General features: G+C 71.3%; 19 protein-coding genes and 1 pseudogene. 8 read left to right on the forward strand and 12 right to left on the reverse strand.

Annotated elements, in window-relative coordinates:
- Positions 1-6 precede the first annotated feature (6 nt).
- A pseudogene (locus ACZ3II_RS01640) lies at positions 7-2,197 on the reverse strand (ATP-dependent DNA helicase UvrD2).
- Positions 2,198-2,280: 83 nt separating this feature from the next.
- On the opposite strand from ACZ3II_RS01640, the gene ACZ3II_RS01645 reads away from it, so the two are divergent.
- The gene (locus ACZ3II_RS01645; protein WP_043533484.1) at positions 2,281-2,523 is read left to right on the forward strand and encodes a mycoredoxin; all 243 of its coding nucleotides are present in this window, start codon (positions 2,281-2,283) and stop codon (positions 2,521-2,523) included.
- A gap of 44 nt (positions 2,524-2,567) precedes the next feature.
- Here the strand turns inward: ACZ3II_RS01645 and ACZ3II_RS01650 are convergent, their stop codons facing one another.
- Genes ACZ3II_RS01650 through ACZ3II_RS01665 form a run of 4 tightly spaced genes read right to left on the reverse strand, consistent with a single transcriptional unit; the run spans position 2,568 to position 7,116 of the window.
- Entirely contained in the window at positions 2,568-3,449 is an 882-nt protein-coding gene (locus ACZ3II_RS01650) for a phytanoyl-CoA dioxygenase family protein (protein WP_465515685.1), read from the reverse strand.
- 58 nt (positions 3,450-3,507) lie between these two features.
- Entirely contained in the window at positions 3,508-4,446 is a 939-nt protein-coding gene (gene nudC, locus ACZ3II_RS01655) for an NAD(+) diphosphatase (RefSeq protein WP_465515686.1), read from the reverse strand.
- A complete protein-coding gene (locus ACZ3II_RS01660) occupies positions 4,443-5,759 on the reverse strand; it encodes a M16 family metallopeptidase (protein WP_465515687.1) in 1,317 nt (438 codons plus the stop codon). The genes nudC and ACZ3II_RS01660 overlap by 4 nt, the downstream gene beginning before the upstream one ends.
- 49 nt (positions 5,760-5,808) lie before the next feature.
- Positions 5,809-7,116: a M16 family metallopeptidase gene (locus tag ACZ3II_RS01665; RefSeq protein ID WP_465515688.1), complete on the reverse strand. Its 1,308-nt coding sequence runs from the start codon at positions 7,114-7,116 to the stop codon at positions 5,809-5,811.
- A 255-nt stretch (positions 7,117-7,371) separates the two neighbouring features.
- On the opposite strand from ACZ3II_RS01665, the gene ACZ3II_RS01670 reads away from it, so the two are divergent.
- The 4 genes from ACZ3II_RS01670 to ACZ3II_RS01685 are packed head-to-tail and all read left to right on the forward strand — an operon-like array spanning position 7,372 to position 10,511.
- Complete coding sequence (locus ACZ3II_RS01670; RefSeq protein WP_465515689.1) at positions 7,372-7,785, forward strand: RrF2 family transcriptional regulator; 414 nt, start codon at positions 7,372-7,374, stop codon at positions 7,783-7,785.
- A gap of 8 nt (positions 7,786-7,793) precedes the next feature.
- Positions 7,794-8,876, forward strand: coding sequence for an ABC transporter substrate-binding protein (locus ACZ3II_RS01675; RefSeq protein WP_465515690.1), 1,083 nt, complete (start codon positions 7,794-7,796; stop codon positions 8,874-8,876).
- Between the two features lie 29 nt (positions 8,877-8,905).
- A complete protein-coding gene (locus ACZ3II_RS01680; protein WP_465515691.1) occupies positions 8,906-9,652 on the forward strand; it encodes an ABC transporter ATP-binding protein in 747 nt (248 codons plus the stop codon).
- Positions 9,642-10,511 (forward strand): ABC transporter permease, encoded by an 870-nt coding sequence (locus ACZ3II_RS01685; RefSeq protein ID WP_465515692.1) that lies wholly within the window; start codon positions 9,642-9,644, stop codon positions 10,509-10,511. Before ACZ3II_RS01680 ends, ACZ3II_RS01685 begins: the two co-directional genes overlap by 11 nt.
- Before the next feature lie 58 nt (positions 10,512-10,569).
- Here ACZ3II_RS01685 and ACZ3II_RS01690 read toward each other — a convergent pair whose 3' ends face one another.
- On the reverse strand, positions 10,570-11,433 hold the full coding sequence (locus ACZ3II_RS01690) for a hypothetical protein (protein WP_465515693.1): 864 nt from the start codon (positions 11,431-11,433) through the stop codon (positions 10,570-10,572).
- A 105-nt stretch (positions 11,434-11,538) separates the two neighbouring features.
- On the opposite strand from ACZ3II_RS01690, the gene ACZ3II_RS01695 reads away from it, so the two are divergent.
- Positions 11,539-12,258 (forward strand): lysophospholipid acyltransferase family protein, encoded by a 720-nt coding sequence (locus ACZ3II_RS01695; RefSeq protein WP_465515694.1) that lies wholly within the window; start codon positions 11,539-11,541, stop codon positions 12,256-12,258.
- A 170-nt stretch (positions 12,259-12,428) separates the two neighbouring features.
- Here ACZ3II_RS01695 and cspE read toward each other — a convergent pair whose 3' ends face one another.
- Positions 12,429-12,632 carry a transcription antiterminator/RNA stability regulator CspE gene (cspE, locus tag ACZ3II_RS01700; RefSeq protein ID WP_043533476.1) on the reverse strand — a complete coding sequence of 68 codons (204 nt, stop codon included), beginning with the start codon at positions 12,630-12,632 and terminating at the stop codon, positions 12,429-12,431.
- A 223-nt stretch (positions 12,633-12,855) separates the two neighbouring features.
- Between cspE and ACZ3II_RS01705 the strand changes: the two genes are divergently transcribed.
- Positions 12,856-13,260: a pilus assembly protein CpaE gene (locus tag ACZ3II_RS01705; RefSeq protein WP_465515695.1), complete on the forward strand. Its 405-nt coding sequence runs from the start codon at positions 12,856-12,858 to the stop codon at positions 13,258-13,260.
- 74 nt (positions 13,261-13,334) lie between these two features.
- On the opposite strand, the gene ACZ3II_RS01710 is transcribed toward ACZ3II_RS01705, so the two are convergent.
- The 4 genes from ACZ3II_RS01710 to ACZ3II_RS01725 all read right to left on the reverse strand — a co-directional run bounded on the left by ACZ3II_RS01710 (position 13,335) and on the right by ACZ3II_RS01725 (position 23,420).
- Positions 13,335-17,036, reverse strand: coding sequence for an ATP-dependent helicase (locus tag ACZ3II_RS01710; RefSeq protein WP_465515696.1), 3,702 nt, complete (start codon positions 17,034-17,036; stop codon positions 13,335-13,337).
- Between the two features lie 136 nt (positions 17,037-17,172).
- On the reverse strand, positions 17,173-21,825 hold the full coding sequence (locus ACZ3II_RS01715; protein WP_465515697.1) for a PD-(D/E)XK nuclease family protein: 4,653 nt from the start codon (positions 21,823-21,825) through the stop codon (positions 17,173-17,175).
- Between the two features lie 232 nt (positions 21,826-22,057).
- A complete protein-coding gene (locus ACZ3II_RS01720) occupies positions 22,058-22,651 on the reverse strand; it encodes an LOG family protein (RefSeq protein ID WP_465515698.1) in 594 nt (197 codons plus the stop codon).
- A gap of 1 nt (position 22,652) precedes the next feature.
- Entirely contained in the window at positions 22,653-23,420 is a 768-nt protein-coding gene (locus ACZ3II_RS01725; RefSeq protein WP_465515699.1) for an LOG family protein, read from the reverse strand.
- Positions 23,421-23,594: 174 nt separating this feature from the next.
- On the opposite strand from ACZ3II_RS01725, the gene ACZ3II_RS01730 reads away from it, so the two are divergent.
- The gene (locus tag ACZ3II_RS01730; protein ID WP_173476749.1) at positions 23,595-23,765 is read left to right on the forward strand and encodes a hypothetical protein; all 171 of its coding nucleotides are present in this window, start codon (positions 23,595-23,597) and stop codon (positions 23,763-23,765) included.
- Here ACZ3II_RS01730 and dapE read toward each other — a convergent pair.
- Entirely contained in the window at positions 23,762-24,832 is a 1,071-nt protein-coding gene (gene dapE, locus ACZ3II_RS01735) for a succinyl-diaminopimelate desuccinylase (protein ID WP_465515700.1), read from the reverse strand. The genes ACZ3II_RS01730 and dapE overlap by 4 nt on opposite strands.
- Positions 24,833-24,848 lie beyond the last annotated feature (16 nt).

The raw sequence follows: 24,848 nt of genomic DNA on the forward strand, positions 1-24,848 counted from the left end.
CTGAGGCTATGCCTGCCCTACAGGGGAGGGCAAACGAATTAACGGACTAGTTTCCGAAGTTTTTTGACTCGAGATCTTCCGGGCTTGCTCCGGCCACCAGAGCGAAGACCGCCTCGCCGTACTGGCCCAGTTTCCGGGCGCCGATCCCGGCGATCGCCAGCAACTGCGCGGGAGTGGTCGGGCGGCGCTCCGCCACGGCGACCACCGTCGCATCGGTGAGTACCACGTAAGCAGGGATTTTGAGAGCCGCGGCGGTGTTCGCGCGCCACGCCAGCAGCCGCTCGTGGAGTTCCTCGTCGAGATCGGACGGACAGGTGGCGCAGCGGCCCAGTTTACGGTCGGTGCCGGCCAGCAGGGTGACGCCGCAGATCCGGCAGGAGGACACCGGGGGACGGCGGCGGTCGGGTTTACGACTGTGGTCGGCGGCACGTGCTTCCGAGCTGCCGGCGGCCGGGCCGCCGCGGGAGAGTTGCGGAAGGAAACGGCAGGGGCGGCGGGTACGCCCACCGGGCGCCCGGGACTGCCCGTACGACAGCCACAGCACCTGCCGGGCCCGGGTCACCCCCACGTAGAGCAGCCGGCGCTCCTCCTCCAACTGCTCTGCCGTCTTCGCGTACGTCGTCGGCAGTGTCCCGTCGGCGAGACCGACCAGGAAGACGGCGTCCCACTCCAGGCCCTTGGCCGAGTGCAGCGAGGCCAGGGTCACCCCGGCGACCGTCGGCGCGTGCTGCTGCTCGGCACGCCGGGCCAGTTCGTCGTTGAAGGCGGCGAGGGAGATCTCCCGCTGCAGCCGCCCGCCCTCGCCGATCGGCAGGATCTCGGGGGTGGCGGCGTACTCCTCGGCGAGGGTGACCAGCGCGGCCAGCGCCTCCCACTGTTCCCGGGCGGCGCCGCCGGGCGGCGGCTGATGCCGGTTCCACCCGGTCGCGGCGAGACCTTCCACGACCGCCTGGACCAGGGGGGTCTCGCCGGGGATGGACCGGACGGCGGCCCGCAGCGCGACCATCGCCCGCCGCACCTCGGCACGTTCGAAGAACCGTTCGGCGCCGCGGACCACGTACGGGACCTCGGCGGCGGCGAGCGCCTCCTCGTACGACTCGGACTGCGCATTGGTCCGGAAGAGCACCGCGATCTCGGACGCCGGCGTGCCGGCGGCGATCAGCTCCCGGCACCGCCGCGCCACGGCGGCCGCCTCCCCCGGCTCGTCCGGGAAGATCTTGAGTTCCGGCTCGGGGCCGGACGGCCGCTGCCCGACCAGTTCCAGCCGCAGTTTCGCCTCGGTGCCGCGGGCCTGCTGGATGACCGCGTTGGCGAGCCCGACCACCTGCGGTGTCGACCGGTAGTCGCGGACCAGGCGGACCACCACCGCGCCGCGGCGCTGCCGGGGGAAGTCGATGAGGTACGCCGAGGTGGCCCCGGTGAACGAGTAGATCGTCTGGCTGGCGTCGCCGACCACCGTCACGTCGTCCCGGTCGCCGAGCCAGGCGTCGAGCAGCCGCTGCTGGAGCGGGTTGACGTCCTGGTACTCGTCGACGACGAAGTGCCGGTACTGGGCGCGGATCTGGTCGGCGACGTCCGGGTGCTCCTCGATGCCCCAGACCGCGGCACGCAGCATGTCCTCGAAGTCGATCACGCCCTGCCGGCGTTTGAGCTGCTCGTAGGCGGCGAAGACCTCGGCCACCCGGGCCGGCTCGTACGGCGGCTCGCGCAGCGCCTTGGCCGCGGCCACCACGTACTCCCCCGGCTCGACCAGGGACGACTTGGCCCACTCGATCTCACCGGCGAGGTCACGGGCAGCGGTACGGTCGGCGCGCACCCCGACCTTCGCGGCGGCCAGGCCGACCACCCGTACCTTGCTCTCCATCAGTTCCGGCATCTGCCGGCCCTCGAGCAGCCGCGGCGCGAAGTAGCGCACCTGCCGTAGCGCGGCGGCGTGGAACGTGCGGGCCTGCACCCCGCCGGCGCCCAGCTCGGTGAGCCGGCTGCGCATCTCGGCGGCGGCCCGCGCGGTGAACGTGACAGCGAGCACGTGCCGTGGGCTGATCTCGCCGGAGAGCGTCCGGTACGCGATCCGGTGGGTGATCGCCCGGGTCTTGCCGGTTCCCGCGCCGGCGAGGATGCAGACCGGCCCGGCCGGTGCTGTCACCGCCGTACGCTGGTCAGGGTCCAGCCCGTCCAGCACCGCTTCAGTCCGCACGGTAGGGAATCATGACACCCCGGGAGGGTGTTGTGCTTGTCAGCCGCACCGCCGTGTGACCTGGATCGAAGGAGCCCTGACCGATGCTGACCATGTACTCGACGTCCTGGTGTGGGTACTGCCACCGCCTCAAGTCGCAGCTCGACCGTGAGGGCATCGCCTACGAGGTGGTGGACATCGAGCAGGACGAGACGTCGGCCGCGTTCGTGCGCAGCGTGAACGGCGGCAACCAGACGGTCCCGACCCTGAAGTTCTCGGACGGCTCGGCGCTGACCAACCCGTCCATCGTTCAGGTGAAGCAGCACCTGGCCGCCATCGCGGCGTGATCCGAAAAGGGAGGGCCGTCACGGCCCTCCCTTTTCAGCGAAACCTACGGAATCAGCGCCGGGATGCTCGAGTCGAGCAGGCCCCGCTCCTTGAGCGCCCCGTAGAGCGGCGTGGTCTCCGGGTAGTGGCCCCACTGGTGGTCGCCGTCACCGTTTCCGAAGCCGCCGAGCAGCTGCTTCTGCACGTCGTTGAGGCCCGCCCAGGCCGCCGTGTTCGGCAGGTCCGCGTTCTCGTCGCGCATGGCGATCCAGCGCGGGGTGTAGCCGAAGAACGCGCCGACACGGGTGAAGTCGGAGTAGTTGTCGGACCGGGCGTGCCAGATGCGGCGGTCGAAGACGACCAGGTCACCCGCGTTGGCGGTGATCTGGACGGCGCCCTCGGGCTGCGGCCACGGGGTGCTCCGGTTCGGCGGGCCGGGCAGCCAGTTGGTCTTGTGGCTGCCGGGCAGAACGGTGAAGTTGCCCCGGCCGGTCTCGCTCACGTCGGAGAACCAGTACGCCAGCTTGACCGACAGCATCGGCCGCGGGTCGGTCTCGATCTCCCGGTTCTGCCGGCCACCGTCCTGGTGCCAGTGCCAGAACTCCTTCTGCTGCTCGTGCAGCTTCGGGTGCACGTCGATGTGCGAGTGGTAGATGTGCAGGTTCCACCCGAGCAGCGACCAGATGTACTTGAAAGCCTTGGGGTGGTCGATCAGGAACGCCAGCTCCGGCACGTGGGCGATCGGCGACAGCTGGTGCAGGGCACCGGTCGCGCTCAGCTTGCCCTCGGCCTTGGCCTTCTCGTAGTACCCCAGGATCGCGGACCGGCCGGCCTCGATCTCGCTTTCATTCAGCACCGACGGCACGACGATGTAACCGTCGCGCTCGAACGCCTCCCGCTCCTCCGCGGACATCGGCGTCCAGGACGGCGCCTCCACCTGAGTCATCAGGTACCCCTCTCGTCTTTGCAAGGAAGACGCGATGACCCCTCGGATTGGTTGCTCCCTAACCGGAAAAAGTTTCTGAATCTTCGAGGAGCCACTTCTCGATCAGGTAGAACGCGATCGAGGACCGCATCGGCAGGGTCCTCGGACGGCCGCCGGCGGCCATCTTGGCGATCTCCTCACGGGTGAACCAGTGCGCCTCGTCGATCTCCTCCGGATCGAGGCGCAGCGGGTGCGCGGGGTCGGCGATGCCGTGGAAACCCAACATCAGGGAGCCGGGGTACGGCCACGCCTGGCTGCCCTCGTAGCGGATCTCGGCGAGACCGATCCCCACCTCCTCGTGGACCTCCCGGGCGACGGCCGCCTCCGCCGACTCGCCGGCCTCGACGAACCCGGCCAGGCAGGAGTACCGCCGCGTCCCGTCCGGGCTGGCCGGCCAGGTCGCGTTGTGCCCGAGCAGGCAGCGCCCGGACGGCCCGGGCACCCCGTCGTGAACCAGGATGATCATCGCCGGGTCGGTCCGCGGCCACATCATCGCGCCGTCCTCGTCGACCCGGGCCCACCCGGCCTCGACGGTGACGGTCGGCTTCCCGGTCCGCGGCGAGAACCGGTGGGTCCGGTGCCAGTTGCCGAGCGCCACCGCGGTGGTCAGCAGACCGGTGTCGCGGGCGTCGAGCAGGTGCCCGACCTCCCGCAGAGCGGCCGGCCGGACGCCCTCGCCCTCGGTGAGCGGGGCGTCGACGCTCCAGATCGGGCCGGATTCCGGGTCGATGCCGAGGAACCAGCGCTCGGCGTCCTCCGGGACGTCCGACGACGGCACCAGGATCAGGGCGGTGCTGCCGTCGGGACAGTCCTGGACCAGGGCCCGGCCCCCCTTGGCCACGTCGACGACCAGGACCAGGCCGCGGTCCCAGGCCGCGGCCAGCCAGGCGGCGTCCTTGCGGTGCTCGGCGGCCCGGTCGAGAGTCGTCCGGGCGAGTGGTGGAACGTTGCTGGTCACGCTGCGTCGCGCTCCACGGTGGTGAGGGCGGAGAGCTGGGACTCGATCTTCTCCGCGTCGCCGAGCACCACGGTCACCGCACGGGACGGGGCGAGGTACTTCGCGGCCGCGGCGGCGACCTGCTCCCGGGTGGCCGCGGAGAGGGCGGCCGAGTGCTCGCGCAGATGGCTCAGGCGCAGGCCGAAACCCGCGTACATGCTGGCCAGGCCGGCCAGGCCACCCTGGGTCGACATGCCCAGGCGCAGGGTGCCGAGGGCGTACCGCCGGGCCTGCTCCAGCTCCTCCTCGCCGGGCGGGAGGCTGGCGATCCGGCCGAGCTCGTACCGGGTCTCCAGCAGCGACGGGCCGGTCACCTCGGTGGCCACCTCGGCGGCGGCGAGCAGCGCGGAACCGGCGACGAAGTGCTCGATCGACGAGTACGACCCGTAGGTGTAGCCCTTGTCCTCCCGGATGTTCTCGGTCCAGCGGGACGAGAAGTAACCGCCGAAGACCAGGTTGGCCAGGCTGAGCGCGGCGTAGTCGGGGTCGGTGCGGGTCAGCGCGGGCAGCGCGATCCGCAGTGAGGACTGCACCGAGCCGGGCCGGTCGACCAGCAGCAGCGGGCCGGGGGTGAGCTCCGGCGTGGCCGGGATGCTGCCGTCCGGGGCGCTGCCGGTCCAGCCGCCGAGGATCTTCTCCGCGGTGTCGATGGCCTGGTCCGGGTCGATGTCGCCGACCAGCACCAGGGTCGCGCCGGACGGGCGGACCCGGGCGGCGTGCAGCTCGCGCAGCGGCTCCGGGTCGACGGCGCGGACCTGGGCGGGCTCGGGCGTCTGCACCGCGTACGGGTGGGCGCCGTACATCCGTTTGAGCAGCGCCACCCGGGCCAGGTGGGACGGCTGGCTCAGCGCGACCTGGATGTGATCGGTCAGCCGCTCCCGCTCGGTGGACACCTCCTCGACGGGGTAGGTCGCGTCGGTGAGCACCGAGGCGAGCAGCTCGAGCGTGCGGTCCAGGCCGTCGGCGAGCGCATTGCCGCTGATCAGCAGCCGGTCCGGGTCCAGGCCGGCGCCCAGGCTGCCACCGACGGCCTGCAGCCCGGCGGCGAGGTCGATGCTCGACATGCCGCTCGTGCCGGTGAACAGGGCCTGGGACAGCAGGGTGGCCTCGGCGAGCGGGGCCTGCCCGAACGGGATGCGCAGCCGCACCTCGACCAGCGGCACCGCGGATCGGCGGATCGCGATCACGGTGAGCCCGTTGGGGAGGGTGCGCTCGCTCTCGCGGGGCAGCTGCAGCTCGGCGTCCGGAATCAGGTCCGGCAGGGTCTTGGTCACTGGGGGCCTCCCGGGATCACGGACGGGGACGAAACGGTGGCGCGACTGATCATGCCCCGGCTCCCGGGATCACCTCGACGCTCGCGCGGCACTCCGGCCGCAGGGTGGCCGCGGCGGCGGTGACCTGCTCCGCGCTCACCTCGCTGATCAGCTTGGGCAGGTCGTTGAGCAGATCGGGGCGGCCGCGCTGCAGCTCCAGGACGGCCATCGGCTGGGCCCGGCCGAGGACGTCGTCGGTGCCGTTGAGCAGGCGGGTGGCCATCCGGGCCTGGGTCCGGTCCAGCTCACCGGGCTTGAGGCCGTCGGAGGCCAGCCGGTCGAGTTCCTCGTCGATGGTGCGCAGCACCTTGTCGGCGTCACCTCCCGGCGGCAGGTGCGCCTGGAGAAGAAGGGCGGTCGGATTCCGTACGAGGTATTCGTCGCCCATGAAACCGAGGTAGCCGCCCATCGTGGTGGCGGTCCGGTCCCGCTGGACCAGCCGCTCGACCAGCCGGGAGGCGTCGCCGTCGGTGAGCACCTCGGCCAGCACCACGAACGGCAGGTAGGCGTCGAACGCGCCGATCGGGTCGGGCACCCGCCAGGCGCCGGCCACGGCCGGGAGAGGAGCGATGCGGTCGGTGTACGACTCGCGGCGCTCGCTGGTCAGCGCGGGCTCGTCGAAGTCCGGCAGCGCCGGGGCGGGCCGGGCCGGGACGTCCCCGAAGTGCCGCTCGATCATCGCCGTCGCCTCGGCCACATCGAAGTCGCCGGCGACCGAGAGCACCGCGTTGCCGCAGGCGTAGTACCTGTCGAAGAAGCCCTGGGCGTCCTCGACGGTGGCGCTCTCCAGGTCCTCGAAGGATCCGTAGCCGTCGTGCGCGTTGGCGAACGTCCCGAACATCACCGGGGGCAGTTTCAGCCAGGGGAACCCGCCGTACGGCCGGTTCAGCACGTTGACCCGGATCTCCTCCTTGACCACGTCGACCTGGTTGCGCAGGTTCTCCTCGGTGAGCCGGGGGCCGCGCATCCGGTCCGCTTCGAGGAAGAGCGCGCGCTCCAGGCCGCCGGAGGGCAGCACCTCGTAGTAGTCGGTGTAGTCCAGGTGGGTGGAGCCGTTGAAGCTGCCGCCGGCGCCCTGCACATGGCGGAAGTGCGCCAGTTTCTCCAGGTTCTCCGAGCCCTGGAACATCAGGTGCTCGAAGAGGTGGGCGAAGCCGGTCCGGCCCTCCGGTTCGCTGCGGATGCCGACGTCGTAGACGACTGCCACACCGACCACGGGGGCGCTGCGATCCGGGGACAGGACCACGCGCAGACCGTTGCCGAGAGTGAACCGCTCGACCGGGTATTTCGTCGCGGGGATCTTGATTTTGGGCGCCACGTTACGAATCTAGCGGACTGGTCTCGGTAGTCGAGTGACGACGCCGAGTAAATGCATCAATATCCGTACCCGATCTTCCGCCGCGAATCGGACGGGTGTCATCCCGGTCACTACCGCATGGGACGAAGAGGGCTGAACCGCCCGCAAGTCGGCTCACCCTCCGCGGGACACGGGTTGACGCACCAAACCTATATGGTCCAGTATTCCCATCCAACAGATAGGGAAACCGAAGTATTCACGGGAAGGGGGCGCGTCATGTACGTCTCGGCTCGCACGGACTACGCCGTACGCGCGATGCTCGCGGTCACCGCGGAGCACCCCCGCCTGGTCAAAGCCGCTGGTCTGGCGGCCGCCCAGGACATCCCGCTCAGCTTTCTGCAGGGCATCCTGCTCGATCTCCGCCGCGCCGGGCTGCTGCACAGCCACCGCGGTGTGGACGGCGGGTACGCCCTGGCCCGCCCGGCCGGGGAGATCACCGTCGGCGATGTCGTCCGTGCCGTCGGCGGCGCTCTCACCACCGTGCGCGGGCTCCCCACGTCCACGGCGACCTATCACGGTGCGGCGACGGCGCTGCACGACGTGTGGATCGCCGTCGAGGCGGCCATCGAGGGTGTGGTCGACCACAAGACCCTGGCCGAACTCTCCACCATCTCAGTGAAGAAGAATTAGGAGTGAGCATGAGCTCCCGAACCATACGTTCGCTCGCCCTCGCCACGGCCGCCCTGGTCGCCTCGACCGCCATGGCCGCCTGCGGCTCCAAGGAAGAAGAGAAGACCGCCGCCGAGGCCGCCGCCGGCAACGCGCCCGAGGCCACCACCCTCAAGCTGGGCTACTTCCCGAACATCACGCACGCCCCGGCCCTGGTCGGCGTGAACAAGAAGATCTTCGAGGAGAAGCTGGGCAGCGGCACCAAGTTCGAGCCGACCACCTTCAACGCCGGCCCGGCCGCGATCGAGGCGCTGCTCTCCGGTGCGATCGACGCCACCTACATCGGCCCGAACCCGGCGATCAACGGCTGGTCCAAGTCCAAGGGCGAGGCGCTGAAGATCATCGCCGGCAGCACCTCGGGCGGCGCCGGCCTGGTGGTCAAGGAGGGCATCAACAGCCCGGCCGACCTCAAGGGCAAGAAGATCGCCACCCCGCAGCTGGGCAACACCCAGGACGTCGCCCTGCGCGCCTGGCTGAAGCAGAACGGCCTCAACGCCGACACCAGCGGCGGCGGCGACGTCTCGGTCCTGCCGCAGGACAACGCGACCGCGATCCAGGCCTTCACCCAGGGCACCATCGACGGCGCGTGGGTCCCGGAGCCGAACTACAGCAAGCTGATCCTGGAGCAGAAGGCCAAGGTCCTGGTCGACGAGAAGACGCTGTGGCCGAACCAGGAGTTCGTGACCACGCACCTGATCGTCAGCCAGAAGTTCCTCAAGGAGTACCCCGGCACGGTCAAGAAGCTCGTCGAGGGCCACATCGCCTCGGTCGAGTACATCAAGGCCGACGACGCCGACGCGCAGAAGGCCGCGAACGACCAGATCAAGGAGCTCACCAGCAAGCCGCTGAAGGACGAGATCCTCAAGGCCGCGTTCGCGAACCTGAAGTTCACCTACGACCCGATCGCGTCCTCGCTCTACACCAGCGCGAAGCACGCCGAGGAGGTCGGCCTGCTCGACCCGGTCGACCTGAAGGGCATCTACGACCTGACGCTGCTGAACGAGCTGCTGAAGGCCAAGAACCTGCCGGCCGTCAGCGACGCCGCGGCCTGATCCGAAGTTCCTCAGATGGGAGGGCGAGCATGAGCACGGTTGTCCGGATCGACGCCGTCAGCAAGCAGTACGGTTCGGGGAGCAATGCCCTGCTCGCCCTCGACCACGTCTCGCTCGAGGTCGACAGGGGGGAGTTCGTCTGCCTCCTGGGCGCCTCCGGCTGCGGCAAGAGCACGCTGCTCTCGCTGGTGGCCGGCCTCGACCAGATCACCGGCGGCACCCTGGACATCGGCGGGCGGCACGTCGCGCTGATGTTCCAGGAGGCCGCCCTCTTCCCCTGGCTCTCCGTCTCCGGCAACGTCGAGCTGCCGCTGAAGCTCCAGGGCGTGGGCCGCGCGGACCGCCGGAAGCGGGCCCGGGAGCTGCTGGAGATCGTCCGGCTAGGCGGGTTCGGCGACAAGCGGCCGCACGAGCTGTCCGGCGGCATGCGGCAGCGGGTCGCGCTGGCCCGGGCGCTCGCCCAGAACGCCGACGTCCTGCTGATGGACGAGCCGTTCGGCGCGCTCGACGCGATGACCCGCGACATCCTGCACGACGAGCTGGAGCGGATCTGGCGCGAGCAGGAGCTCACCGTTCTCTTCGTCACCCACAACGTCCGCGAGGCGGTCCGCCTCGGCGACCGGGTGATCCTGCTGAGCAGCCGGCCCGGCCGGGTGATCGAGGACTTCAAGATCGACCACCCCCGGCCCCGGCGCATCGACTCCCCCGAGGTCTCCGGCCAGGCCGCCGAGATCACCAACCGGCTCCGCGCGGAGGTCGCCCGTCATGCCAACTGAGGTTGTGGAACAGCGGAAGGCCGACGAGGTCAGCGGCCTCGACGCGCTCGAACTCGGTCCCCGGAAGGACAAGGGCGCGCTCGGCAAGCGGATCTGGGCGAGCACCTGGCCCAAGCTGTTGGCCATCGCGATCGTCGTCGCGGCGTGGCAGCTCGTCTACCTCTCCGAGTGGCGGCCGGCCTACGTCTTCCCGTCGCCCGTCGACGTCTTCGCCAAGCTCGGCGAGCTGGCCACCGAACCCAGGTTCTGGGACGGCGTACGCCTGACCATGGTCCGGGCGATCACCGGCTTCGCGCTGGCCGTGGCGATCGGCACCCTGATCGGCGCGCTGGTCTCCCAGTTCAAGCCGCTGCGCGCCGCGATCGGCTCGCTGATCACCGGCCTGCAGACCATGCCGTCGATCATGTGGTTCCCGCTGGCCATCCTGCTCTTCCAGCTCGGCGAGGAGGCGATCATGTTCGTGGTCGTCCTCGGCGCCGCGCCGTCGGTGGCGAACGGCCTGATCAGCGGCATCGACTACGTGCCGCGGACCTGGCTGCGGGTCGGCCAGGTGATGGGCATGACAGGCATCGCGAAGTACCGCCACCTGATCCTGCCGGCCTCGCTGCCGTCCTTCGTCTCCGGCCTCAAGCAGGGCTGGGCGTTCTCCTGGCGCAGCCTGATGGCCGGTGAGCTGCTGGTCATCGTGCCGGGCACGGTCTCGATCGGCGTGCGGATGCAGACCGCCCGCGACCTGAGCGACGCGGTCGACGTGATGGCGTACATCATCGTGGTGCTGGTCATCGGCATCCTGATCGACCAGTTCTTCAACGCCGCCGACGGCGCCCTGCGCAAGCGCTGGGGCCTGACCGGCAGCTGAGTTCCGGTGTGTGGAGTTCGGGCGCGCATGGCGGCCGAACTCCACACGCTTTCGGGGGTCAGATCGGCCGGACCGAGTCCAGGACCTGCTTGACGACGTAGTCGTACTGCTTGTGGGTCCCGGGGATGGACACGTACAGCACGGCTGCCGTCGGTTTGCCGACGTCGATGACCGCCACCGCGGAGTACTCCTCGGTGGCGGTCAGTCCCGTCTGGCGGAAGAACAGCCGGAACTCGCTCACCCAGGCCGGCCGGCCGCCCAGCGTGGTGAGCTCGTCGCGGATCGGCTGCAGCCGGTTGGGCTGCGGGTAGTACTCGGCGCGCACGTCCGCCGCCACCTGCCGGCCGACACACTCCAGATCCAGCGTGAGGGCGTCGTTGTCGGTCGCCGGGACCGCGGCGGACAGGATGGAGGCGTGGTACTCGCCGCCGCTGTAGACCTCGCTCACGAAGTGCTGGCCGACCCGGTACGGCACCTCGAGACTTCCCGCGTTCCACACCGTGTCCCAGGTCACCCAGGGTGCGGCGTACTTGCGGTAGGAGATGCCGGCGGCCTCATCGACGGTGCGCTCCCCGGTGGCGGGCGGCGCGGTCGCCGCGGGACTCGGCAGCACGCTGGGCGGCGGGCAGGCCCGGGCCAGCGGCGGGCGCAGGTCGGCGGCGGGCTCGGCCTTCGATCCGAACGGGTCACCGTCACCACCGGCGATCAGGAACAACAGGACGGCGAGCCCGGCCGCGACGATCGCGCCGGCCACCCCACCGAAGATCAGCAACTGCCGCCGGCGACGCTGTGGCCCATCCGGCGGGGGCGCCGCGGGTGGTTGCGGAGCCTGCGGGGGTACGCCGTACGCCGTCACCGTGCCCGACGACCACGCCCCACCCGGCCGGGCCCAAGCGGAGTTCTGCGGGTTCGGTTCGGACATGCCACCAGTGAACACCACGACCGCCTCGTCTCAAGACCCGGTGATCCCGCCGGATTCGCCCTCGCGACCCGCGCCGTTCCCAGGAAGTTCGGTTACCGTGCTGCCATGGAACTGGTGTATCCCCCGGTCGTCGCCTTGGCCAAGACGATGTTCCGCGTGCTCGACAACAAGATCACCATTGAAGGCGCCGAGCACATTCCCACGAGCGGCGGGGCGGTCCTGGCCAGCAACCACTCGAGTTACCTGGACTTCATCTACTGCGGCCTGGGCGCACAGCCCGCCAAGCGGCTGGTCCGGTTCATGGCGAAGAAGCAGGTCTTCGATCACAAGGTCAGTGGCCCGCTGATGCGCGGCATGCGGCACATCCCGGTCGACCGCAAGGCCGGCACCGCCGCCTTCAAGCACGCCATCGACTCGCTGAAGAGCGGTGAGATCGTCGGCGTCTTCCCGGAGGCGACGATCAGCGAGTCGTTCACCGTCAAGGCCCTGAAATCGGGCGCGGCCCGGATGGCACAGGAGGCCCGGGTGCCGCTCATCCCGATGGCCGTCTGGGGCCCGCACCGGCTCTGGACCAAGGGCCGCAAGAAGGAGCTCACCAAGCGGCACGTGCCGGTCATCATCAAGATCGGGGAGCCGATCGAGGTGGCCGAGGACGCCACCCCCGAGGCGATCACCGCGACGCTGAAGGTGCGGCTGAGCGCGCTGCTGGACACGGTCCAGCGGGCCTACCCCGACAAGCCGGCCGGACCGGACGACGCCTGGTGGCTGCCCGCCCACCTGGGTGGCACCGCGCCGCTGCCGCCCAGCACCGCCACAGCGATCTGACCCACTTCTCGTGTGTCGAGTTCGGGCGCGTATAGCGGCCGAACTCAACACACCGAACTGCCGTTACAGCATCGGCGCCGTACCCCGGAGGGCACGGCGCCGATGTCGTTCACGCGGCGTTGGCCGCACCCGACCGCAAGCGGTCAGCGCGGCCGACAGTCAGCCGCGAATCAGATGACCTGGATGTTCGCGGCCTGCGGGCCCTTCTGGCCCTGCGTCACCTCGAACTCGACCCGCTGGTTCTCCTCCAGGGCCCGGTAGCCGGACATCTGGATCGCAGAAAAGTGGGCGAAGACGTCGGCGCCGCCGTCGTCCGGGGTGATGAACCCGAAGCCCTTGTCAGCGTTGAACCACTTCACAACACCGGTAACCATGCTCGTCTCCTCGACGATCGTTCACTCCCGACCATTATGGACGGGAACGAGGTAATAAGACCCGCATTCTGCGAGTCTCGTGCTGTCGTACTGATCGCCCGTACCGGAGTAAACCGGGTTACGACAAAGAGCGCCTGGGGCAGACTTCCCCACAGGCGCTCCTGAGTACTTGGGAACCAAACTGACAACGGGCGAAGCCTAGCACGGTGAAGGAGGCCGGGAAGTGCTCGGCGTACAAGTGGCGCGGCAGCTCAAAGCCGCGGGACTGACCTGGAAGCCCCAGCTCGGCGATCGATTCGCCGTGCCCGACCGCGATCTGGACGACGAACTGTTCGTACTCAGCAACATGACGATCCAGGTGCACGACCGGCCGGAAGGGCAGATCATCGGCTTCAACGGCACCACGGAGTGGGCCCTCGACGACGTCGATCTGGACGAGGCCCTGTGGCTGCCCCGCGAGGACCAGCTGCGGGAACTGCTCGGCGGCACGTTCCGGTCACTGCACCACCACCACGACACCTTCTCGGTACGCACGGAACTGCTCGGCCTCGACCACACGTTCACCGGGGTCACGGCCGAGGACGCGTACGCCGCAGCTCTTCTCCACCTCCTCTCCGCAGCCCTCTGACCCGCCGCAACCCCCGGCTGGTCCGCAGGGCCGTCTCAGCACCCTCGGGACAGCCCTGAGAACCAGCCGGGGTCTCACCCCTCGGTGGGGATCTCCTCGATCAGAGCGGCCAGCTCGGCGGCGTCCATCAGGTCAGCGGGACGGACCGTGACCTGCTCGCGGACGTAGTGGAAACCGGCCCGGACCTTACGGACCGGCACACCGGCCAGCGAGGCCCAGGCGATCCGGTACGCGGACAGCTGCACCGCCGCGGCCTCCGCCTCCGCGCCCGCGGGCCGCCGGCCGGTCTTCCAGTCGATCACGTCGAACCTGCCGTCCGGGTCGGCGTAGACAGCGTCCATCCGCCCACGGATCACCACCCCCGCCACCGTCGTCGCGAACGGGACCTCGACCTCCACCGGGGTCCGGTCCGCCCACTCGCCCGTCAGGAACGCCTCCTGCAGGGCCACCAGCTCGTCGTCCTCCGACGCGCCGTCGTCGGCCGCACCGGGCAGCTCGTCGATGTCGATCAGGCGGACCGCACCGAACCGCTGCTCCAGCCACGCGTGGAACGCGGTGCCCCGGCGGGCCTGCGGCGCCGGGCGCTGCGGCAACGGCCGGCGCAGCGAACGGGCCAGCGCCTGCGGGTCCTTCCGCAACACCACCAGCTGCGACACCGACAGATGCGGCGGCACCACCACCTCGATCGGGCCGTCCCGCCGGACCCGCTCCGCCTGCTCCGCGAGCAGCAGCGTCGCCTCCCGCCGCCAGCGCGCGATGTCCGGATCCTCGGCCGCGGCCGCCCGGTCCGCCGCTTCGGCAGCGGCCACCAGCTCCGCCCGCACCGCACTCCCCGGCCCGGCCGGGCCACCGGCGGCCGCGCCGCGCTGCGAAACCTCGCTGGGTGCTGCCGATGGGCCCGACTGACGCGGAGCGGTTCCCGCCTCATCAGCAGTGGGCCCCTCCTCCGTTCCGGATGCGGAGGAGGGTGTGGCTGGGCGGGACCGGCCGTCCCGCACCGCGGGAGAGGTTGGGATTGGGTGGGGCGGGTCGTTTTCCCGTACCGCGAGAGGGGTTGGGGAAGTGGACCAAGCGGAAGGGGAGGGATCGGCGCCGGGGGAAGCCAGGCCGACCAGATCGGCCGCCAGGCCGGCGCGGGCGGCGATCTCGGGATCGGCGGCGGCGAGTTCGGCGAACGCCTCGGCGGCGGAGGCGTCCGGGTTCTCGATCATGCGGCGGATCAGGTCCGCGGCGGCGGCCATCGCAGGACGGCGCAGGCCGAGCGGGTCGGCGGGCCACTCCGCGGTCGCCACCACCTGATCGCTCGGATTGGTGTCGCCGGGCGCCGGCTCCGGAGTCCAGGCGGTGACCACTCCGGCGCCGTCGGCGCACGCCGCGCGGACCTCGTCCAGGAAGACCGACGGGCCGCGCGGACGCTTCACCCCGTCACCCCACCAGTAGCCGGAGCAGAGCAGCAGCCGGCGCGGGCGGGTCATCGCGACGTAGGCCAGGCGGCGCTCCTCACGTTCGTCGTGCTCCCGCCAGGCCTTCGTGAAAGCGGACAACGCCCCCGCGACGTCCTTCTGCTCGACGGCGTCCGAGAGATCCAGATCAGGCAGCCCGGACGAGTCGCCACGCAGCGGGAACGGCAACACCCCGATCCCGCCGAGATAGTGGTCCGAGGAACGGGCCAGACCCGGCCAGACGCCCTTGCACAGGCCGGCGACCGAGACGACGTCCCACTCCAGACCCTTCGCGGCGTGCGCGGTCAGAATCTGGACGGCGCCCTCGACCACATCGACCTGGCCCGGTTCGAGGCCGCGCTCCTCCTCCTCGGCCGCCGCCAGGAACGCCAGGAAACCGGCGACCGTGCCGGTCTCGTTCTCCGTGACGTACCGCGTGGCGGCCTCACCGAGCGCGTCCAGATGGCCGCGGGCCAGCCCCGCGTCACCGGCCGCCCAGCCGCGCACCGCCACCTCGACGTCCAGGCCGATGGTGCGCTCGATGTCGGCGAGCAGATCCGGGAGCGACTGGTCCAGGCGGCGGCGCAGGGCCGCAAGCTCCCGCCCGTACGTCAGGAGGCGCCGATGGCCGTCCGGTGAGTAATGCTGCGGGGAACCCAGGTCCGCCATCGCCTCGACCAGGGTCGCGTCGTCGAGACGATCCACGTTCACCTGCTCCGGGTCGTCGCCGGACCGGCCCGCGGCCGCCGCCCGGGCCGACGCGATCGCCCGCGCCCGCCGGTGCAGCGCCACCAGATCCCGCGGGCCGATCCTCCAGCGGGCGCCGGTGAGCAGCCGCAACAGCGAGGCGCCGTCGGTCGGGTCGGCCAGCACCCGCAGCGTGCACACCACATCCCGGACCTCCGGAGTGTCCAGCAGCCCGCCCAGGCCGACCACCTCGACCGGCAGGCCACGGGACCGCAGCGCCTCCTCGATCACCGGGATCTGGCTGCGCACCCGGACCAGGACGGCGCTGGTCGGGCGGCCCTCCAAGGGGATCTCGCCGGCATCGGCCGACGGCATGCCGGCGACCAGGCGCCAGGCCGTCACCATCGCATCGGCGATCCAGGCGGCCTCGTCGGCGAACGTCGGCAACAGCGCGCACGCCACCGTCCGGCCGCCCACCGCCTCGGCCGTCCGCGACGACGCCTCCAGTTTCGTCACCTGGGCGCGGGCCCGCAGCGGCGCGGAGATCGTGTTCGCCACCCGGAGGATCTCCGGCCGGTTGCGCCAGCTGCGGCTCAGCGTCCGGACCCAGGCCTCGTGGCCGTTCGCGTCCCGGAACTCGCTCGGGAACCGCTCCAGAGTGCCGGCCGAGGCGCCCCGCCAGCCGTAGATCGACTGGGACGGGTCACCCACCGCGGTCACCGGATGGCCGCCGCCGAACAGGTTGTTCAGCATGGTCACCTGAGCGTGGCTGGTGTCCTGGTACTCGTCCAGCAGCACGATCCGGAAACGGCCACGCTCGATCTCGCCCACCTTCGGATGATCCCGGGCGACCAGCGCGGCACGAGCCATCTGATCCCCGAAGTCCATCGCCTCCAGATCGAGTTTGCGCTGCTCATAGAGGCGGACCAGAGGCAGCAGGGTCAGCCGGTTCTGCTGGCGGCGCAGCATCTCCGCGACGTCCTTGTAGACCCGGCCGGGAAACTCCTGGATGTCGGCGAAGAACCGGCCGGTCCACGCCGCCAGATCGTCCGGGCCGACCAGATGCTCCGACATCTCCGCCGACAGCGCCAGGACATCGTCCGTCACCGTGCCGGGCGCCCGGTTCAGCCCCGTCATCTCACCGGTGTAGACCCGGACCAGCGAATCGACGATCTGCCAGCGGGCCGCCTCCGTCAGCAGCCGGGCGGACGGCTCGAAACCGGCGCGCAAGCCGTGTTCGGTGACGACCCGGGCGGCGTACGCGTGATAGGTCGAGACCGTCGGCTCCCCGGCGAGCGCGTCGTCCCGGCCCAGGCGGCGGCTGAGCTGGCCCAGACGGGTCCGGACCCGGTGGGACAACTCGCCTGCCGCCTTCCGGGTGAAGGTCAGGCCCAGGATCTCGCCGGGGTGGGCGTACCCGTTGGCGACCAGCCACACCACCCGGGACGCCATCGTCTCGGTCTTGCCCGAGCCGGCGCCCGCGACCACGAGCAGCGGCTGCACCGGAGCCGCGATGATCGCCTCCTGCTCGGGAGTCGGCTCCGGCAGGCGCAGCAGGCGGGCCAGCTCCCGTGGGGTGAACCGGGGGCCGGACTGGGGACGGCGGCGAGGGCGCGGGCCCTCGGCGAACAGGGTCGGCTGGGTCATCGGCTTCGATCCGGTCGGTGCGGGCGGGGCAGCTTCGCCGTGGATATTGCCGGGCCGTGCCGTCGGGTTCCGGGCCGGCTTCCGGCCGGGCGAGGGCCGAGCCGTCGGGTTCCGGGCCGGCTTCCGGCCGGGCGGGTCATGACGGGCCGTCCGGGGGGTTGGTCGGTTCGACGACCTGGCGGCCCTTGCCGGAGATGGGGCAGCTGGTCCGGACCGGACATATCCGGCATCGGCTGTTCGCCACCGCGGAGAACGTGGAAGCTGCCATCGCGGCAGCCGTCCGGCGCACCATCGAATCCGCCCACTGCGGGTCGGTGGCCTCGGTCAACGGCACCTGCATCTGCTCCCGGGCGTCCTTACCCGGGCCCAGCTGCACCAGCGCCGCCCCGCCGCTCTCCCTGCCGTAGTCGTCGAACGCGCCCGCGTCGATCGCCGCCTGATAGCCGCCGAGCTGCGCGTTCTCCGCGACATCGGCGGACGAGACGGCAGTTGTCCTGCCGGTCTTCAAGTCGATCACGACAAGGCGGCCGTCCTCGTCCACCTCCAGGCGGTCCACCCGGCCGGTCAACTGGATCGGGTTCCGCTCGTCCTCCAACATGACGGTGAACTCGTGCTCGATCGCCAACAGCCGCCGCGGATTCACGGCCAGCCAGCGCAACAACTTGTCGACCATCGACTGGGCGCGGTCGTGCTCCGGGCCGGCCAGCCACTGCGCGGCCAGCTCGATCGAGTCGAACCGGGCCGACACGTACTCGACGAGCTTCTCCCGGTCCGCGTTCGCATCCTCGGCCAGCATCGCCGCAGCATGCACCAGGTTGCCGATCCCCTGCGCCGGGCCCGACGGCGCCGCGCCACCATGCCGCTCCAACAGCCAGCGGAGACTGCAGCGCAACGCGCTCTCCATCGACGACGGGGTCACCTTGACCGGCTCCCCCTCATCGATCAGCGGACGGTCGTCGGAGAGCGGAAGAAGACCCCACCACTCGTCCGGGTGCGCGCCCGGCACACCGGCCGCGGCGAGCCGGGCCAACTCGGCCGCTGCGGCGCGCCTGCGGCTGGGCGTCTCCGCACTGCCCACCACGACGGTACGCAACTCGGCCACCAGCGACGCCAAGGTCAACGCCCGGGGCGGCCGTCCCACCGGGATCTCGGCCTCCGGGTCGCCCGCGGCGGTTCTGGCCGCATCGCTCTCCTCGTCGGCGTCAGGTGCCGGGACTCCTCCGTGACGGTCCGGGTGAGGAGGCTGTTCAGCGTCCGCATACATGTCGGATGCGGTAGGCACGTCAGGACTGCTCGCGGCGCCGTCCCCCGGGCTGGCGACGGGACGATCCGATCTCGATGGAACGGTGCGCTCGGATCCGGCACCCTCGGCATCACCGAGGTGATCCGGCACGGTGGACGACTCGGATAGGTCCCGGTCCCCAGGACCAGCCGCAAGGGTCCCGCCGGGGTGGTCCGACGAATCGGTGACGTCGAATGGACCGGCCTCACCGACATCGGCCGCCGGCACAAGAGCCTCGGAGGGACCGACGTCGCCCGAGTGCTCTGGCGGCGTGAGGGCGTCCGGGGAAGCGGTGTCGCCGGGGTGATCCGATGGGGTGTCGGGTGGGCCGGTGTGCCAAGGTCCGGGAGTCGGCGGGGCGGGAGGGAGACCACCGGGGCCGTCGCCGAAGCGGCGGATGGGGGTGGCGAGTTCGGTGAGGAAGCGGCTCGGCTGTTCCTCGCCGATCTGGCCGCCGACGCCGGACGACGCCACGGCGGTGACGACAAGGCGGCGGCGGGCCCGGGTGACGGCCACGTAGAACAGGCGGCGTTCCTCGTCGAGCAGGGCGGACGTCTCGGCGATCACCGCTTCGGGGCCGGAGGCGGGGCGGCCGGCGATCACGTCGACAAGGCGTTCGGAACCGAGCAGGCTGCCGCGCAGGCGCAGGTCGGGCCAGATGCCCTCCTGCACGCCGGCGAGGATCACGACATCCCACTCCAGGCCCTTCGCGGCGTGGGCGGTCAGCAGGCGGACGGCATCGCCCCGGTCGGCGCTCGGGGCGATCGAGTCGGCGGGCAGGTCCTGGCCGAGAACGTGGTCGAGGAAGACGCCGACGCCAGCACCGGGCAGGCGGTCGGTGAAACGGGCGGCCGCGTCGAACAGGACCACCATCGCGTCCAGGTCGCGGTCGGCGGCCTCGGAACGCCACTGCCGGGCCCGGCCCGAGTCGCGCTGCTCCGGCATCGGGACATCGCCGGTGCTCATCGCGAACCATCGGTCGTGCAGGCCGCTCTCCCGCCAGACCGTCCAGAGCACCTGCTCGGCGGAAGCGCCCGGCGCGGCGGCCGCTTCACGGGCCACGGTGATCAGCCGGGCGATGGTCTGAGCCGGACGAGCCCAGCGCCGCTCGACCAGGTCCAGGCCGGACGGGTCGCGGACCGCGTCGACCAGCAGCTCGCCGGACGGCCGGCGGTCCCCCGCCGCCACCGCCAGCGCCCGCAGGCCCTGGCGCAGCCGTCGCTCGGACAGCGGATCCGCCCCGCCGAGCGGCGAGTGCAGCAGCGCGACGGCTGCCTCCTCGGTCAGCGCCGGCGGGTCGATCGCACAGCGCAGGAGCAGCAGGAACGGCGCGACCGCCGGCTGCAGGTGCAGCGGCAGGTCCTCGGGGTGGACGACGGTCGGAACCCCGGCGGCGGCGAGAGCACGTTGCACCGACGGCTGCTGGAGTGTGGTGGACCGCATCAGCACCGCCATCCGCGACCACGGCACACCGTGCAGCAGGTGCGCCTCCCGCAGCGCGTGCGCGATGTAGGCGGTCTCCGCGGCAGTCGACCGGAACGTCCGCACCACCGCTTCCGGCCGCGGCCCGAACATCTCCGACCCCGCCGCGTCGGCCCCGGCCACTCCCGATCCGGGCGCCTCGGCCGTGGCAGCCGGGCCTCCGGTGGCCCGGTGCCCGGATCCCTCGGCAGTCCGGCTGGTTTCCGCATCCTGGTCGGCATGGGAGGAAAAGTCGGCTTCCGGCCCGGAGGCCGAGCGGGTCAGGCCGTTTTCGGCGTCCCGTCCTGGGAGGGGGGAAAGGTCGGCTCCGGGTGCGGAGGCCGAGCCGGTCAGGCCGGTTTCAGCGTCCCGTCCGGGAAGGGAGGAAAGGTCAGCTCCGGATGCGGAAGACGCAGCAACCAGGCCGGTTCCGGCGTCTTCACCGGCGAGGGGAGAACGGTCGGTCGCGGGCGACCCGTCGGGTCCGGACCCGTCAGCAGGCATGGAGTGCTCAGCCGCAGCGGCACCCTCTGCAGTCGCGGGACCGGAGAGCGCCGAGGAACCGGGACCGGTGGCGGGGCCGCCAGAAGTGATCGAGTCCGGGATGGCTGGGGTCAGGCGGGGCCGTGCCCCGGGGGTTGGTGACGTCTCCGCGGTGGGTGGAGGCACCGCCAGCTCTGGGATGGCCGGAAGTGCGGGGGTGGCCCGAGATCCGGGGGTCGCCACAGATCCGGGGGACGCCACAGATCCAGGGGACGCCACAGATCCAGGGGACGCCACAGATCCGGGACCCCTGGCAGATCCTGGGAACGCCGCAGATCCGGGGGCTGGCGGAGATGCGAGGGCTGGCGGGGATTCGGGGGTTGGGAGCGCACTCGAAGTCGCCCGGCCCTGGGTGACAGGGGTGCCCGGCGGGGAGCTGGGCTGGTCGGCGGTGGGGTGGGGTGGGTGCATGGGACGGTGACGGAACGGGCCGCGCATGCGGCGGGCGACGCGGGAAGTGGCGATGAGCAGGGGTGGGGCGGCGCGGTAGTTGGTGTGCAGGGTGATCGTCTCGGCGGGGGTGCCGGAGGCGGCCAGGAAGGTGGCCGGGAACGTGGTGACCGCGGTGGGGTCGGCGCCGCGGAAGGCGTAGACGGAGGAGTCGGGGTCGGCGAAGGCGACCAGGGGCTTGCCGCCGCCGGCGATCAGGGTGAGCAGCTCGATCTGGGCGGGGTCGGTCTCGGCCAGCTCGTCGATGTAGACGAAGGCGAGGCGGCGGCGCTCGGCCTCCAGCAGGCCGGGGTCGTCGGCGAGCAGGCCGGAGGCGGCGCGGACCAGCTCGGCGGGATCGTAGGCGGTGGAGCCGCGGGTGGTGACGTCGCGGAGGGCGAGAACCGCGACGTATTCGCGGAGGAAACGGGCGGCGGCGGGCCAGTCGTCGCGGCCCAGGCGCTCGCCCAGGCGGGCCAGCTCGGCGGGGCCGACGCCACGCTCGGCGGCGCGCTGCATCAGGTCGCGCAACTGCTGGGCGAAAGCGCGGGTCGGCAGGGCCGGGCGCAGGGCCTCGGGCCAGCCGATCTCGTCGTCGGGGGTGTCCGGGTCGGCGACGACGGACAGCAGCTCGCGGATGATCAAGTCCTGCTCGGGGCCGGTGAGCAGGCGTGGGGACGGCTCGCCGCGCTCGGCGGCGGCGCGGCGGAGGAGACCGAACGCGTACGCGTGGAAGGTGCGCACGAGAGGCTCGTGCACGATGCGACCGGGCTCGTCGGCGACCCGGGCCTCGATGCGGTCGCGCAGCGCGGCGGCGCCCCGGCGGCCGAAGGTGAGGACCAGGATGCGCTCCGGGTCGACACCCTCGGCGATGCGGGCGGCGACCGCCTCGACCAGGACGGAGGTCTTGCCGGTGCCGGGACCGCCGAGGACCAGCAGCGGCCCGGCGGTGTGACCGATGACATGGCGCTGGACCGGGTCGGCGGGCAACTCGGGCAGGACCGGGCGGGGGCGCCGGACCAGGCGGTAACTCGCTGGACGGCGCACCGGGGGAAGGGGGGCCGGCGTGCTCACGGCATCTATGAGAGCACGCGGGTATGACGTTATTCCGGGCCAGGAAGGAGCCGGCCCCCGGATTCACGCCAGGACGACCGATCCGGGTGAGCCCGATCGGCCGGCCCGGCCCGGAGAAGGGGGACGTTCTGTGCTTCACCGGGCCGCGCGGGACGGACATCCTGCGGGAGGCGGGGCGCGACGAGCGTACCGAGAAGGGGTGTCCGAAACGGGATGACCGGAAGCCGGGGGATCAGCGCTGGGCCGGGCTCGCCGTCCCGGACGGCGTGTCGGGCGGGCCCGCGGCGAGGGTGGCCTCGATGAGGTCGACGGCTTCGCCGGGGGTACGCACGACGTGCAGCATGTCCATCGCCGCGGGACGGATGAACTTCTGGTCGGTCAGGCCGGACAGCCAGCGGATCAGGCCGTCGTAGAAACCGTCGGGGTCGACGAGCACGATCGGCTTGCGGTGGACGGCGAGGGTGGCCGTGGTCCAGACCTCGAAGAGCTCGTCGAGGGTGCCGAGCCCACCGGGCAGGGTGAGGAACGCGTCCGAACGCTCGATCATCAGGTTCTTCCGGGCGGCCATGTCGCCGGTGACGACCAGCTCGTCCGAGGCCCGGTCGGCGACCTCCAGATCGACCAGGCACTGCGGGATGATGCCGAGCGTGCGGCCGCGGGCGGACCGGGCGCCGTCGGTGACCGCGCCCATCATGCCGACGCAGCCGCCGCCGGAGACCAGGGTGTGCCCGCGTTCGCCGAGGATGCGGCCGGTCTCGTGGGCGAGGTCGGTCCAGCGTTCCTCGATGCTGCTGGAGGAGGCGCAGAAGACGCAGATCGCCGCCACGTCAGTGCTGCCCGTTGCGGGTGTCGGCGTCCATGATGATCCGGACGGCCTCGGCGACGTCGTCGGTGACCTGGATGAGTTCGAGATCCATGGCACTGATCTTGCCTTCGTCGAGCATCCGGCGCTTCATCCAGTCGAGGAGGCCGCCCCAGTACTCCGTGCCCATCAGGATCACCGGGAACCGGGTCACCTTCTTGGTCTGGACCAGGGTGATCGCCTCGAACAGCTCGTCGAGGGTGCCGAAGCCGCCGGGCAGGACCACGAAGGCCTGCGCGTACTTCACGAACATGGTCTTGCGGACGAAGAAATAGCGGAAGTCGATGCCGATGTCGACCCAGTCGTTGAGGCCCTGCTCGAACGGCAGCTCGATGCCGAGGCCGACGGAGAGGCCACCGGCTTCGGCGGCGCCCCGGTTGGCCGCCTCCATCACGCCGGGACCGCCGCCGGTGATCACCGCGTAGCCCTGCTCGGCGAGGGCCGCGCCCAGGCTCTCGGCCAGCTCGCACTCGAAACTGTCGGGGGCGCTGCGGGCCGAGCCGAAGACGCTGACGGCGGGCGGGAGGTCGGCGAGCGTGTCGAAGCCCTCGACGAACTCGGACTGGATGCGCAGCACCCGCCAGGAGTCCTTGGTCTTCCACTCGCCCCGGTGCTCGGAGTCGAGCAGTTTCTGGTCTGCCGTGCTCGGCGGGATGGAGTCACGGCGCAACGTGACCGCCCCGCGATGGCGCTCCGGACCCGGATGGGGTCGTCCGTTGGTGCTCTCCGTCATGCCACAAAGGTAGTGCGGACGGTCAGGACCTGGTGAATAACCGACTGCGTTTCGGTAAGAGGATTGCGACCCGCAGACCTTTTTGCCAGATTGAAGCAACCGACAGTGACTCTGCCGCGTGTGTACTGTTACCGACCCTGGCATCACCGGGCTCCCGGCGAAGGAGCGACCACCGTGACGAACCGATACGAGCGTCTCAGGATGCAGCGCCGGATCCGCCTGGTGCTGGAGGAACGGCGGGCCGCCTTCGCGGGGCGGGACTCCGAGCCGGCAGTGGATCCGGAAGCGACGATGGAGATACCCCCACCGCAGCGCGCGGTGGGGCGGGTGACCGTGCGCTATTAGGGCGCGAGCCAGCGGTAGAGGGTGGCGACCCCGTCCCGGATCTTGCCGATCTCGACGTGCTCGTCCGGGGCGTGCGCGAGCGACGGGTCGCCCGGGCCGTAATTGAGCGCCGGGATGCCGAGCGCGGCGAACCGGGCCACGTCGGTCCAGCCCAGCTTGCCGGCCGGCTCGATGCCGACGGCGGCGAGGAACTCCCGGGCCGGGGCGGCGTCCAGGCCGGGCAGCGCGCCCGGGGCCGAGTCGGTGACCTCGAGGTCGAAACCGTCGAACACCTCACGCAGGTGCTCGAGGGCCTGGGCCTCGGAACGGTCCGGTGCGAACCGCAGGTTGACGTCGACGCTGCACTCGTCGGGCACCACGTTGCCGGCGACACCGCCGGAGATCCGGACCGCGCTCAGCCCCTCCCGGTAGGTGCAGCCGTCGATGGTCACCGTCCGCGGGTGGTATTTCTCCAGCCGGCGCAGCACCTCGCCGGCGGCGTGGATGGCGTTGACGCCCCGCCAGGCCCGCGCGGTGTGGGCCCGCCGGCCGCGGGTGCGCACCCGGACCCGCATGGTGCCCTGGCAGCCGGCTTCGACGGTGCCGAACGTCGGCTCGAGCAGCACCGCCAGGTCGCCCTTGAGCCATTTCGGGTGCTCCCGGGCGACCAGGTTGAGCCCGTTGAACTCGGACTCGATCTCCTCGGCCTCGTAGAACAGGTAGGTGAGGTCGTACTGCGGGTCGGGCAGGGTGACGGCCAGGTGCAGGGCGAGCGCGACGCCGGCCTTCATGTCGGCGGTGCCGCAGCCGTAGATCAGGTCGTCGACGACGGTGGACGGCAGGTTGCCGTTGACCGGGACGGTGTCCAGGTGGCCCGCGAGGATCACCCGCTGTTCGCGGCCCAGCTTGGTCCGGGCCATCACCGTGTTGCCCACCCGGCGCACGCTCAGGTGCGACGCCTTGCGGAGAACGTCCTCGACGCAGTCGGCGATCACCTTCTCGTCGCGGGAGACGGACCCGATGTCGACCAGGGCACGCGTCAGCATGACCGGGTCGTCGAGCACGTCAGGGGTGAGCGGGTTCGCCATGTGCGCACCATACCGG

It is taken from the genome of Actinoplanes sp. NPDC019969 (genome assembly GCF_055562375.1).